The organism is Compostibacter hankyongensis (assembly GCF_039541075.1).
Taxonomy (GTDB): Bacteria; Bacteroidota; Bacteroidia; order Chitinophagales; family Chitinophagaceae; genus Compostibacter; species Compostibacter hankyongensis.
This window is the reverse complement of sequence record NZ_BAABFN010000002.1, coordinates 279,851-293,513: the sequence shown is the minus strand read 5'-3', so window position 1 is coordinate 293,513 and position 13,663 is coordinate 279,851. Positions and strand designations below refer to the sequence as shown.

10 protein-coding genes are annotated in these 13,663 nt (G+C 52.2%); 5 read left to right on the top strand and 5 right to left on the bottom strand.

Features of this window, described 5'->3' with window-relative positions; genetic code table 11:
- The first annotated feature begins 85 nt into the window (after window positions 1-85).
- Window positions 86-1,054 (top strand): Kelch repeat-containing protein, encoded by a 969-nt coding sequence (locus ABD851_RS06080; protein ID WP_344977048.1) that lies wholly within the window; start codon window positions 86-88, stop codon window positions 1,052-1,054.
- Window positions 1,054-1,389 (top strand): DUF4907 domain-containing protein, encoded by a 336-nt coding sequence (locus ABD851_RS06075; RefSeq protein WP_344977045.1) that lies wholly within the window; start codon window positions 1,054-1,056, stop codon window positions 1,387-1,389. The genes ABD851_RS06080 and ABD851_RS06075 overlap by 1 nt, the downstream gene beginning before the upstream one ends.
- 27 nt (window positions 1,390-1,416) lie before the next feature.
- Here ABD851_RS06075 and ABD851_RS06070 read toward each other — a convergent pair whose 3' ends face one another.
- The 3 genes from ABD851_RS06070 to ABD851_RS06060 are packed head-to-tail and all read right to left on the bottom strand — an operon-like array spanning window position 1,417 to window position 5,365.
- Window positions 1,417-2,151: a LytR/AlgR family response regulator transcription factor gene (locus ABD851_RS06070; RefSeq protein WP_344977042.1), complete on the bottom strand. Its 735-nt coding sequence runs from the start codon at window positions 2,149-2,151 to the stop codon at window positions 1,417-1,419.
- Window positions 2,151-3,350, bottom strand: coding sequence for a sensor histidine kinase (locus ABD851_RS06065; RefSeq protein WP_344977039.1), 1,200 nt, complete (start codon window positions 3,348-3,350; stop codon window positions 2,151-2,153). Before ABD851_RS06065 ends, ABD851_RS06070 begins: the two co-directional genes overlap by 1 nt.
- Entirely contained in the window at window positions 3,347-5,365 is a 2,019-nt protein-coding gene (locus tag ABD851_RS06060) for an ABC-F family ATP-binding cassette domain-containing protein (RefSeq protein ID WP_344977036.1), read from the bottom strand. The genes ABD851_RS06065 and ABD851_RS06060 overlap by 4 nt, the downstream gene beginning before the upstream one ends.
- Before the next feature lie 86 nt (window positions 5,366-5,451).
- Between ABD851_RS06060 and ABD851_RS06055 the strand changes: the two genes are divergently transcribed.
- A complete protein-coding gene (locus ABD851_RS06055) occupies window positions 5,452-7,851 on the top strand; it encodes a TonB-dependent receptor (RefSeq protein WP_344977033.1) in 2,400 nt (799 codons plus the stop codon).
- A gap of 25 nt (window positions 7,852-7,876) precedes the next feature.
- Window positions 7,877-8,767 carry an ROK family protein gene (locus tag ABD851_RS06050; RefSeq protein ID WP_344977030.1) on the top strand — a complete coding sequence of 297 codons (891 nt, stop codon included), beginning with the start codon at window positions 7,877-7,879 and terminating at the stop codon, window positions 8,765-8,767.
- A 213-nt stretch (window positions 8,768-8,980) separates the two neighbouring features.
- Here ABD851_RS06050 and ABD851_RS06045 read toward each other — a convergent pair whose 3' ends face one another.
- Complete coding sequence (locus ABD851_RS06045) at window positions 8,981-11,020, bottom strand: alpha-galactosidase (RefSeq protein ID WP_344977027.1); 2,040 nt, start codon at window positions 11,018-11,020, stop codon at window positions 8,981-8,983.
- 194 nt (window positions 11,021-11,214) lie between these two features.
- On the opposite strand from ABD851_RS06045, the gene ABD851_RS06040 reads away from it, so the two are divergent.
- Window positions 11,215-11,394 carry a hypothetical protein gene (locus tag ABD851_RS06040; RefSeq protein WP_344977024.1) on the top strand — a complete coding sequence of 60 codons (180 nt, stop codon included), beginning with the start codon at window positions 11,215-11,217 and terminating at the stop codon, window positions 11,392-11,394.
- A gap of 37 nt (window positions 11,395-11,431) precedes the next feature.
- On the opposite strand, the gene ABD851_RS06035 is transcribed toward ABD851_RS06040, so the two are convergent.
- Window positions 11,432-13,624: an alpha-galactosidase gene (locus ABD851_RS06035; protein WP_344977021.1), complete on the bottom strand. Its 2,193-nt coding sequence runs from the start codon at window positions 13,622-13,624 to the stop codon at window positions 11,432-11,434.
- Between the last annotated feature and the right edge of the window lie 39 nt (window positions 13,625-13,663).

Below are 13,663 nucleotides of genomic sequence, written 5' to 3'. Positions count from 1 at the left end.
CCACCGGACTATTTTTGGCGAAAATCAGCATCATTCAAACTGTGATATGAAATACAGGACAATCTGCGTATGGTTAATCCCATTTATGGCCGGGATCGCCGGATGTTCAAAGAACAGCGATTCGGACTCAACCCTTGGTAACTGGATAAAAAGATCCGATTTTGACGGCTATGCCCGCAATGATGCGGCTTCCTTTGTCGTCAATGGTAAGGCGTATGTCGGGACAGGATTCGACGGGAAGAACCGGCTGAAGGACTGCTGGGAATACAACCCCGATCAAAATGCCTGGACGCAGAAAGCAGATTTCCCGGGAGAGGCCAGGAACGGTGCGGTAGGGTTTTCAGCAGATAACCGGGGATACATCGCTACCGGCTATAACGGCGTGGATTATCTGAAAGACTGTTGGCAGTATGACCCGGAAAAGAATGTCTGGGCCAGGGTAAGCGATTTCGGAGGCACAGCCCGCCATGCAGCCGTGGCCTTCGGCATAGGCAGCAAGGGTTACATCACCTGCGGATACGACGGCAGATACCTGAAGGATTTCTGGGAGTACGACCCTGCATCGGACAAGTGGACCCAGAAGGCCAGCATGGGAGGCAGCAAAAGGATGTATGCCACCGCCTTTGTCATCAAGGACATGGCGTACATATTCGGCGGCGTCAATAACGGGAGCCTCGTAAATGATTTCTGGGCTTATGATCCCGCTCAGGACAAATGGACCCAGAAACGTGATATTACCAATACGAGCGACGATTCCTATGACGACGACTACACCACTATCGTGCGGGGGCGGGCCGCTGCATTCGTTATAGACGACACCGCTTATATTGCCACCGGGGAAACCCCTTCTCTTATCTCCAACGTATGGGAGTATGATCCGAAAACAGATCTCTGGATCGAACGGACCGCTTTCCAGGGTACGCCACGGGTGGGCGCTACCGGCTTCGCCGTCAAGAACAGAGGATTTATCGCCGTGGGGGGCACGGACGGCACAACCCAGTACGATGATCTTTGGGAATTCCAGCCTTACGTAGAAGACGACAGCAACGACTAATGCGCTGCCGGAAGATCATAAAGGTTGCCTGCAGCATATTGCTCATCCTGGGCCTGGCTGCGGTCGCCATGCTGCTTTACCGGAATAACGCTGACCCGCTTGTGGAGGCGGTACCTGTACGCATATCCGATGGATGGGGATACAGCATACGCGTCAACCACCGTCTTTTCATCTACCAGGACCGCATTCCCGGTCTGCCGGGCAGACAACCTTTCCCCGACCGGGAAAAGGCGATGCGCGTGGGGAATATGGTAAGAGATCGGATCCGGCAGGGGAAATCACCGACGATAACCCGTGCGGATCTGGAACGCCATGGCGTCTCCGCCGGTCATTAGCGCTGGCGGCAACACAGCACGTAACGGTCAGGAAAACGGGGTACCGGACTGGCCCGAGTTACGGACAAGCGCTTCTATAGTGCTGCGGTAGCTGCCTCCTACCGGTAGTTCGGTTGTGCCGATGAAGATACTGTTCTTGCGGATCGCGGTGATCTGCATTATCGAAATGATATAGGACTTATGGATGCGGATAAACCCTGCCGCGGGAAGCTGATCCTCGATGGTCTTCATATTCATCAGCGTAACGACAGGCCTTGAAGTGCTTTGCAGGTGAATCTTGATATAGTCTTTGAGCCCTTCTATCCAAACGATATCGGAGATAACTACCTTCACCAGGCTGTAATCGGCGTTCACAAAAAAATAGCCTGCATCCGGAGAAGGCTGCCGGTTTTCCTGAACCAGATCCAGCCGGCGATATTCCCAGGCCTTGTTACAGGCTTTGATAAAGCGTTGCAGCGGCACCGGTTTTACCAGATAATCGATCACATCAAGGTTGAATCCCTCAAGAGCATATTTTTCGTAAGCTGTAACAAGGATGATCATGGGCCGGTGCCGCATGCTCTCGATGAACTGCAGGCCGGTTATACCCGGCATCATGATGTCGAGGAACAGCAGATCAACGGTCTGCTGCTGCAGCTCCTTTATGGCCTCAGGCACATTCCTGCAACGCGCTTTCAGCTCGAGGTAAGGGACATTGCGGATATAATCCTCAAGGAGATCGAGGGCCAGCTGCTCGTCGTCTATGGCAATACATTTAAGCATCAGTGCAGATTTATCCGGAGCGAGACCAGGAATTTATCCTCCTTCCGGCCGATCTCAAGATGATAGCGGTCGCCGTAAAGCAAATTTAGCCTTCTTCTGACATTGGCCAAGCCGATACCGGAAGTTTTATCCTTCGCATCCTCCGGAGTTTCCTGGTATTTATTGCGGACAGAAAAATAAAGCACATCCCCTTCCACCTGCAGGCGGATATCCACTTCCGCATCCCCGGCAAGGGTGCCGCCGTGCTTAAAAGCATTCTCCACGAAAGGGATCAATAGCATGGGCTCTATGGTATAATGCTCATGAACGGGTTGCAGATCCACATGAACCCGCATCGTACCCATGAAGCGCTGCCGCTGTATATCGATATAGCTCTGCAGGTATTCGATCTCCTTGGAAAGCGGCACTTTGTCCTCCCTGACTTCATAGATCATGTAGCGCATCAGGGAAGACAGCTTGAGCAGGGAGGGTTCCAGCTGATCCGAGCCTTTCCTGGCCAGGGACACCATATTGTTCAGTACGTTGAACATGAAATGTGGGCTGATCTGGGTGCGGAGATGCGACAATTCCGTTTTCAGGTTTACGTTTTCCTGTTCCTTGGCCTTACGCTCGCTCGCAATACGGTCCACGATCATCCGGAATGCCGTGCTGGACAGCAGGATCAGGGCGTAGGGGAGCAGCGCGGCCCGGGGTATGATGAGAAAGAGACGGGCAAAAAATCCTCTTTCAAAGGGCGGGCCCAAATGAGGCGCCTGAAGAGCCCTTATGCGATCCCGTACATCGCCGGCATGACCCCGGACGCCGACATGATCCCGGAAAAAAACGACATCGGAATAGAAGGGCATTCCTCTGGGGCGAAGCAGCCACATGAACAGCTGATGGTTGACCAGCACATATGCCAGCAATACCAGCAGCTGTAAGAGAAGATACTGCCCAATCCTTCTTTTCCGGATAGCGCGGGGGAGCAGCAGATAGGCATTCAGATAGAAAAGGCCAATCAGCAGCAGATCGTTCAGGGCATGATACAGGTTGAACCTGGGCGGACGGAAGCCGACCATCGAGGTCACACCGTTGTCAAACGAGGTCACTCTGGTGTCAAACGGCGGATTCAGGAGTAGCGGCAGGGAAAAGAACAGCACCCAGACCGCGATATGGATCAGGATTCCCCATCTTTTATCTATATACAGCCCTGACTTCATCTGACTGCATTGTTCTTCGGGATCTGCTGTTCGGCTTCCAGAGCCATCAGCGACTCAAACGCCTTCTCATAGCTGGCATTGGTTTGCGCCAGCCGGGTGGTCACGTCCTGGTATTCCTGTTCCAGCTGCAGGAACTTCTCCTTTTCCGCGTATATTTCAGGATTGCCGAGGGCGGCTTCCAACGCTGCCTTACGGCTGTTAAGGCTGTTCAGCTTTTCCTCCAGCTCGGCAAAACGCTTCTGCTGTTTCTGCACCTCTTTTTTCACCGTTTTATTGATGGCATTCCGGGGAGCGGCGATCTCCTCCGCAACAGCAGGAGCAGACGAGGCTACCGCTTCTTCGGGAACCGGGACCGGGGCCTTGCTGTCGACTGCTTCCGCAACCGGAATAGCCGGCTGCGGCTGGGCCGCCTTCAGGGCCATCCGCTTTTTCCAGTCCTCCCATTCGTCGTAAGTGCCGGCAAATTCTTTGATCTCTCCCTCGCTGATCTCCCAGATCTTGTTGGCGGTACGGCTGACAAAATACCGGTCGTGCGATACGAGGATATAGCTGCCGCTGTATTGCCCCAAAGCTTCAATCAGCATTTCCACAGAATTGATATCCAGGTGGTTGGTCGGTTCATCAAGGAGCAGGAAATTGGCTTTGCTGATGATGGTCTTGGCCAGGGCTACCCGCGCTTTCTCTCCGCCGGAAAGAATCTTGATCTTTTTGAAAACATCATCGCCGGAGAAGAGGAAGCAACCCAGCAGCGTCCGGAGCTCCTGCTCCGTTTTGCCGCTGCCGCAGCTTTTCAGCTCATCGAGTATCCCGTTTTCGAGGTGCAGCGCTTCCAGCTGGTGCTGGGCGTAGAAGCTGGGCTCCACGTTGTGTCCCCAGTTGCGCGTACCTTCAAAGGGCTCGGTGCCGGCAACGATGCGCAGCAGGGTAGACTTCCCTTTGCCGTTGGCTCCGATCAGGGCTATCTTGTCTCCCCGGTAAATGGCCGCGTTGCCCTGCCGGAGCACGGAGATATCGCCAAAGCTTTTGCTGACATCCTGCAACGTGCAGAGCATCTTGCCGGGGGTTTTGTCTACGGTAAAATTAATATGAATGCGGCCGGGTCCGCTATCCACCTCCTCGATGCGGTCCAGCCGCTCCAGCCGCTTCAGGGCGCTTTGCGCCTGGGCGGCCTTGGTGGCTTTGGCGCGGAAACGTTCCACAAAACGTTCCTGCTGCCGGATATATTCCTGCTGGTTTTCGTAGGCGCGGCGCTGTTGTTCCTGGCGCAGCTCTTTTTCCTGCTGGTAAAAAGTATAATTCCCCCCGTAATGATGCAGCTGCTGCTGGTATAGCTCCACGATACGGGTAACCATGCGGTCCAGGAAATACCGGTCGTGCGATACGATCACCACGGTACCGTCGTAATGCTGCAGGTACCGCTCCAGCCATTCTATGGAGGGCAGGTCGAGGTGGTTGGTGGGCTCATCGAGCATCAGCAGGTCGGGCTTCTGCAGCATCATCTTCGCCAGCAGCACCCGCATGCGCCACCCTCCCGAGAACTCGCGGTAAGGCCGCTGCAGGTCGGCCGTGGAAAAGCCAAGCCCTTCCAGCATGGCCGCCGTCTTGTGATGCATGTCATAGCCGTCCAGCAGCTCAAAAGCATGCAGCTTGTCGCTATAGGTATGCAGGAGGGCTTCGTTCTCGTCCTGCTCCAGCTGCCGCGTGATCTGCTCCAGCTCCTTTTCCAGCCGCAGGGCCTCTTCAAAGGCGGTCATGGCCACCTGCAGGATCGAGTCGTCGCTTTCAAAGCTCAGCAGGTCCTGGTTGAAAAAGCCCAGGGTAAGGTTTCTGGCCTTTTCCACCGATCCGGAAGAAACGCGGTATTCGCCGCTGATGATGCGCAGCAGGGTGGATTTTCCCGTACCGTTAAGGCCGATCAGGCCGATCCGTTCGCCGGGCATGATATGCCAGGTAGCGTCTTCTACGATGGCGCGGGCGCCAAATTCAAAGGTGATATTCTGTAAGGCAATCAACATAGGTTCATCGTCAATGGGACGCAAAGTTACACATTTCGGGAGCGATACCCGCACCCGTCAGTTACGGATACCTTATCTTTGCACCGATGAACCCGCGGTTGTCTTCCTTTTGTAAAGATTATCTGCTGATCCGGATTGTTACATGGCTTGCGGTCGCCCTGCTGTCCGCCAACCTTTCCGTGCAGGCACAGGCCTTGCACACCGTCAGCGGTTATATCCGCGACGGGGCCAGCGGAGAATCGCTCGCCGGCGCTACCGTGCTGGTCCGGGAAACCGGTCAAGGCGTTACCGCCAATAATTACGGTTTCTATTCGCTGACCCTGCGGGAAGGAAAATATACTCTCCTGTATTCCTTTCTCGGCTATGCCGCCGAAGAGCGGGAGGTGGACCTGGGGCAAAGCCGTCAGCTGAACGTGGAGCTTTCTACCACCACCGTGCGCAGCCAGGAGGTGGTGGTCACCGACAGCCGGAAGGATGAAAATGTGAGCACTACCGAAATGGGGAAAACCACCCTCTCCGTCGGCGAGATCAAAAAGCTGCCGGCCCTGTTCGGCGAGGTGGATGTGCTGAAATCCATACAGCTGCTGCCCGGCGTACAGTCGGCAGGGGAGGGCAACGCCGGTCTTTATATCCGGGGGGGCAGCCCTGACCAGAACCTGATCCTGCTGGACGGCGCCCCAGTATACAACACCGGACACCTGTTCGGCTTTTTCTCCATCTTCAACGGGGATGCCATCCGGAACGTTTCCCTGATCAAAGGAGGCATGCCGGCCAATTACGGCGGCCGCCTCTCCTCGGTGGTGGATGTGAGCATGAAGGAGGGCAACAACAAAACCTTTCACGGAGAAGGAGGCATCGGACTGGTGGCCTCCCGCTTTTCTTTTGAAGGTCCTTTAAAAAAGGACAAATCCTCTTTCATCATTTCCGGCCGGCGCACCTATGTGGATATGCTGGTGAAGCCCTTTGTCTCCAAAAACAGCTCCTTCCGGGGATCGGGTTATTACTTTTATGACCTTAACGCCAAGGTCAACTATATCTTTTCGGATAAAGACCGGGTGTACCTGAGCGGTTATTTCGGCCGCGACGCTTTTAAGTTCGTCAGCCGGGAACAAACCTTTTCGGCCAGCATCCCCTGGGGCAACGCCACCGGCACGCTGCGCTGGAACCACCTGTTCAACAACCGGCTCTTCGCCAACACTTCCCTGCTCTACAACGATTATGATTTTTCCTTTAATGCGGTGCAGAACGGCTTGAAGGTGGGATTGAAGTCGGGCATCCGGGATGTCAACGGAAAGATAGACTTCGATTACTATCCCACACCCCGCCATCACCTTCTTTTCGGCGCAAATTACATCTATCATACCTTCGTTCCTTCTACGGCCTCCGGCGTCTCCGGCGACGAGGTTTTTAACCCTGAAAACCCGCTGAAAAAATATGCCCATGAGATAGGCCTGTACCTGCTGGACGACTGGGAAGCAGGCAAGCGGTGGAAGATAAACCTGGGGCTCCGCTACAGCGGCTTCCAGCAGATCGGTCCCTATACCAGCTATACCCGCGATGCGGGGGGCAACAAGACCGACAGCACCGTATACAAAAGATGGGAGCCGGTACGAACCTACGGGGGACTTGAGCCGAGGATCATCCTCCGCTATGCGCTTTCGGATGTCAGCTCCCTGAAAGCGGCCGTTACCCGCAACTACCAATACATTCACCTGGTATCCAATGCCGGCTCCACGCTGCCTACCGATCTCTGGGTACCCAGCACCTACCGCACCCGTCCGCAGATCGCCTGGCAGTACGACATCGGTTATTTCAGGAACTTTAATCAAAACATGTACGAAACCTCGGTAGAGCTGTATTACAAAAGCCTGCGCAACCAGCTGGAGTTTCGCGAAGGCTACACGCCTTCCCTGGAGGACCCGGAAAACGAATTTGTGAAAGGGAAAGGAGAAGCCTACGGAGCAGAGCTGTACATCCACAAGCAGCGGGGAAAGCTCACCGGCTGGATCGGCTATACGCTTTCGTGGACCTGGCGGCAGTTTCCAGACCTGAACGAGGGAAGGAGGTATCCGGCAAAATACGACCGCCGGCATGACCTTTCCGTAGTGGCTACCTATGCGCTGAATAAAAAGTGGAACCTGTCTGCCGTGTTTATATATGGTACCGGCAACGCGATAACCCTGCCGGAGAAATTCTATTTTATCGAAGGAACGCTCACACAGGAATACAGCGAGATCAACGCTTACCGGATGAAGGCCTATCACCGGCTGGACCTTTCGGCGACCTATACCCCGACACCGAAGCCCGGGCGTAAGTTTTCGCACAGCTGGAGCTTTTCGCTGTATAACACCTATTCGCGGCTCAATCCCTACTTCCTGTATTTCGACCAGGAAGGCAGGGCGCTGGACGGCACCCTGAAGGTGCAGGGCAAGGAAGTGGCGTTGTTCCCGGTGATCCCTGCGGTGACCTGGAACTTTAAATTTTAAAACAACAGTAACTGAAGGTTATATCATGACAGAAAAAAACAATTATGCCATCGGTGTGGACATCGGCGGATCGCATGTTACGGTGGCGGCTGTGGATCTGATACAGAAAGAGGTCAATTACGGCAGCAGGACGCGGATGCGCGTAAACGCTGGAGGCACGGCCGACGATATTCTCCGCCTCTGGGGCGAGGCCATCCGTTATGTGCTTCATTTCGCCTGCTGCAAGCAGGCTACGGGTATCGGCATTGCCATGCCGGGTCCCTTTGACTATGAAAAAGGCATCAGCCATATCCGCGGCCTGCATAAATACGAGTCTTTGTTCGGGCTCAACATCCGGGAAAAGCTCAGCGGGCAGATATCCCGGCCGCCGGAAAGCATCGTATTTGAGAACGACGCCGCCTGCTTTCTTTCCGGCGAGGTCATCAACGGGGCTGCCCGTGGCTGCCGGAGCGCCGTCGGCATTACGCTGGGCACCGGTCTGGGTTCCGCTTATTTCCATGACGGTCAGGCCAGGGAAGCTACCCTGTACAAGATGCCGTTCCGGGACAGCATTGCGGAGGACTACCTGTCTACCCGCTGGTTCGTCAAGCGCTACCGGGAGCTTTCCGGCCGGGAGGTCAAAGATGTAAAAGAGCTGGTGCAGCAGCTGCGGGTAGACCGCACCGTGCAGATCGTCTTTGAAGAGTTCGGGCATACGCTCAGCCTTTGCCTGCTGCCCTGGCTGCAGGAGCACAACCCCGAGGTGCTGGTGGTGGGCGGCAATATCGCCAATGCCTGGGAGCTGTTCAGCGATCCCCTGATCCGGGGATTGTCGGACAGCCGGCTGCATACCCGTGTGGTAAAAAGCACGCTTGGCGAAAACGCCATCCTGCTGGGCGCCGCCGGTCTGACGGAAGGAAACGCAGCTGTTGTCTGAGCCTATCCGGAGCGTACTGCCAGCGGTCATGTACAGGCCGTTTCGTTTTTCCGGCGCCCGAATGGTCATCCGGCGGACGTACCGCCCATACTATTTACTTACAACCTGGCTCTTAGTCACGATACTGTCCGCCCAGGCCGCCGGTCTTGGAAATTTTCTCATTGGTCCTCATAAGCCCACTCCAGCGAATCCTGTGCAAGAGAACATAATAAATTACTGAACCTCATATTTATACATAACAAATGAATTTTTATCCGGAAGAGTTATTTCAATTTTCCCATTATCGATAAACCTGCAAATTGATGTCTGGGTATTGCCAAGGACTTTTTCAAATGCAAGTTTTCTTCCATGGGTTTGATATAGGTTAAATACTTCTTTGCTTCTATTACCGCTTTCACGGAAAATGAGCAGGTAGCCTCCGTTATCTTTAATAGACTGAAATCCTGTCCAGGAGATGCCATCGGGACAATTTCCTATCGGCATAATCATCCCTGCATGTATATCAGCCATCACATTCTTATATTGCTTTATGAGCGGCGCACAGTCAAATGCCTCTTGAGGTAAGTTTGAAGTTTCCATCCAGGCCAGGGGCTGAGCCATCATGGCAATAGCAAATAAATATTCGAACCTGTAATGAATAGGAGAGAAGCGATTTCCCGGTGAATATTTATTCTCGTTCCTCCATTTATTCAGAAATTCGACTTGTAACATCTGTGGCGGAAAATATTTAGAAAGCATCCAAAGGTTTCTCAGCGTATGAAAGGGAATATAATTTCCAAAGTCAGAATAACGATTTTCCAGAAATAAATTCCCTGCGTTACGAAACATAAAGTAGCCGCCTCTTATTCCGGCGGTAAGGTCCAGATTGAAAAATACTCTCCCGCCAGTCTTCTCTTTTACTTTTTTAAGGAATCTTTCGAAATTTATTTCTGCCTCTTTATTGGGTATGATTACACCGTCAATTTTGAAATATTGTATACTGTCTGTTTTATAAAGATTAATAAGAATATCGGCATCCCTTTCCCAATTGGCATAATTGTTTTTGCTGGATGGATTGAACCAAAGCCCAAGCTTAATATTATTTTCTTTTGCAGATTGAATAACTTTATTTAGGCCATTCGGGAAACGATCCTTATTGGGAAGCCAATTGTCAGGTGTCCATGCATCCCATAGGCTTCCTGCTTTTGAAGCTGAGTTTTGCGATAAGCCTTGCTGCCATCCGTCATCGATCTGGAGATGGGTAATGCCTAATTTTTTAGCACTTTTTAGTTCTTTCAGGATAAAAGACTCGCTGATCTTCCCATCCTGGCCACGATCCCCCCATGTATTCGACATGATCATTTCATATCTGGAAGGATCATACAGGATAGAATTTTGAAGATATTGCCGTAAAGAAAGAAGATTGCCTGTTTTACTATTGCCGATACCGGTGGTAATGGTATATCCTTTTATCCAGTTTCCCGCGATACTTGTTTCTTCAAATCCTGCACATGGAATGGTTATCGCTGTATTACTGACTGTGTAATCGTAACCCGGATAATTAACTTGACTGTTTGCATTAGGAGCCTCTTTTAGAATAAAGAAACTCATGCCATCATCTAAGTTATTTGCTAAGAGGAGATTACCCGTGTAATGCTCCCTGGCGGTATACGGGATGAATTCTTCTTCTTTAATGAGATTGTCATGATGATCCGTCTGGTCTCTAAACTGAACTACACTCATTGACCAATTCTTTCCTTTGATTCCATAATGCAACGAATACGGTTTATTCTCAGCGTTCTTCTCCGATGAATCAGCCGTTGTCTTGGACTGATGGTTGTGAATGTGATATTTCCAATAAATATTTTGCGAGATCGCCGGTATCCCGGGGAATATCCAATACTCCTGCTTGACATCAATGTTAGTATAACGATTAATGATAGTTACTTCAAGATGAGATGGGATTCCATTGACGCTATCCCTTTGTTTATTTATAACTGAGAAGTCTTCGTTTCTACGGAATGACTCATTGGGAAGAACAAAGGGTAATGAAGAAGCCTTGGTTACCAAAGTCTTTCCGTTTGTTATATTTTTTATGCTATAAGGTATAATATTCCCATTATTCCATATCCACTTTTCTTCTATCCTGCTATTATTGATAGTAAGGGTATCTTTCTTAAGTATGGCCATGCAATCTTCCAAGCGATTTTGCCCTATCGCCGGCGCATAAACGAAAAATAAGATCAATAAAGGGTTTTTATAAAGAAATCTCATAAATAACTATAATTTACATCTTTGTGATGCCTATGTATTAAAACTGTGGCAACAGCTACTGTTTAACAGAGTTGTCCTTAAATTTAGGTATTTTTTTTATCTTGGGATAACTGGTATCGAAATCAGATTTATTTACCCGACTAATATATTCCGGCATATTGGACTTCATTGAAAGTGTATAATGGTTTTAATCGTTGGCAAAGCATCAAGAGGAGGAACCGATTTATCATCTCCGAGATATCCTGATCCGCGGACTGTCGGACAGCCGGCTGCGTATGTGTATGGTTAAAAGCACTCTTGGCGAAAACGCCATCCTGCTGGGCGCCACAGGTCTGACGGAAGGGAGCAGCACCGCAAAGGCTCCGGGAGACTAAATAAACCAAGGACAGTGTCCTTTTCGGGCAAAGCCTTTCAGGGTTGAGATACGGGCGTGAGCGCAATGATCTCCTGATCGTATGTATCCAGGGAAAGCGTCAATTTTCCCTGCGCCAGTTCCTTTCCTGAGTAGACGCCTTTTGACTGATCCCGGAAGCAGAGCCTTACCTTGTACTTACGGTCCGCCTGCACCCAGGGGATATTGATCTGCCGCCGGGCCGCACCTCCGCTGCCGCGCATTACGACCACCGCGCCGTATCCTTTTTCATTCAGCTTGCCCCACCAGTGCCAGTCTTTGTCGGTAGGAGCCGGCACCCCACTGTACTGAAAATGACGGTAAATGCCATAGCGGTCATTCAACTTTTTCAGCAGGGCAAAGCCATCGTGATAAACCCGGATATTCTCTGCGGTCAGGGAAGAAAGGTCGCCGGCAAACACATTCGGAGCCCCCATGAGCCAGCTGCAGAGCTGCCTTCGTTGCACCTGGGCGGTAAGACTTCCTTTGTAATTTACGGTAGCGGCGCCATAATACTCTATGGCATTCAGCGGCAACCCGCGATAGGCATATAGCTTCGAACGGACATGCCAACAGCCTGCCAGTAGCTGTTGCCGTAAACTATCCGGAGCATATGGCCAGCTGTCATTTACAGGCTGTTTCGTTTTTCCGGCTCCCGAATAATCATTCGGCGGAACATGAAAAGAGGGGACATGCTTCAGCGCAGCCACATCACAGGGTGTCCCCGGCGTGCCCCAGTATATTTCATGGGTCAGTTCCAGATGAATATCGGGAGCGGAAGCCGCCGCCCGGTCCTGCGATTCAAGCAAGCCCCTCAGGCCTCTCAGCACGGATTCCTTGCGCGTTCTGCTGTCGTGTCCTTTTGCAATATCACCGAACTTGATATTCGTAAGGTCCTGCTTAAAATAGGTCGCGCCGTAACGATCGTGCAGGTCGACCAGGTCATTGGCATAATAATAGCGCCAGCGGCTGGCAAAGCTCATGGCCAGCCCTCCGTCTCTTTCGATGCGCGGAAGGCTGTAGGCGTGCGGCAGCACCTTGAGATCGCGGGCATAAGCGGGATGGCGGAAACAGGTCAGCCATAAACCCAGACGAAGCCCTTTTTCTGTAATATAACGGCAGGTGCCGGCAAAGTCGGGGAATTTATCCCGGTCCGGCGCCGTGCTGAAAGGCGCTCCCGAAGACGGCGTATTTCCTTTCGACCAGCCCGCATCCAGCAATATCGTACGGATGCCTATGGCGGATGCAATATCCGCCATCTTCCTGATGAGGGTATCGTTGATGAGCGCCCCGAAGTTGCTCCAGCTGCACCAGATGGGACTTATCCCCTCATCATCTCTTTTGATGCCGATCTTTTCGTATAAGAAGGTCTGAAAGTCTCCTTCAATGGTTCTGTCCATCGGCGTAGATACTCCTGAAAGCGTGGTCTGCCGCTCACCATTAAACGCATACATCCATACGGGTTCCGAGGTAAAGCTTTCTACCGGCCCGAGCACCCATTCAAAATAGGAGGAAATGTAGCCCATCGCCCCGGTGGATTCTACCGACCGCAATGCCGAAGGGACTTCGCTTACCGCAATAATACCGGCAGTTGCCGGTTCATTTGAGAAGCCCCGGATACTGGAAACCGCGCCTCTTTCCGACGGCGTGAAATCCGTGGTATGGCAAAAAGAAGGCTTCAGCTCGAGATCATCCATGACCAGGTCGTCGATCTTGATCCATTGCGCGCTGTTGTTGGTAACGGTCACCCATTTACGAATCGCGGGATACCCTTGATATATCTCGTAAACCACATCCACGACAACATTCCGGAATGACCCGCGGATGCCGCGGCTCCGGATCGTCAGACGTGTGGTTCCCGGGGCGGGAAAGGAAACGGTATAACGGGTATAGCCAAACACGGCGCCGAAACCGGCGGCGGAAAGCGCCGTACTGTCTGTCCACTTTGTATCCTGCCGGAAAGTATCTTTCCCGGAAACGTTAAGGGCGTCCGTCTGGTTAGCGGCGGTGGCTTCCTGCCGTATGCCGTTTTCCCCGTGGTCTTCCATGCCTTCCGGCTCCCGGTTGGGTGAAGCATGATAAAAATGGAGGCTCATTTCCTTCGCTGCACGGTTCAGCAGATTTTCCCGGCCGATATGGATATCTGTCGTCCGGAAACCGGCCGAGTCGATATGAATGGTTCGCGTAAGCGATCCGGCCTTTATGGTAATCATGTGGCCACGCACACTTATTCCATAATCATTTCCCGGGGA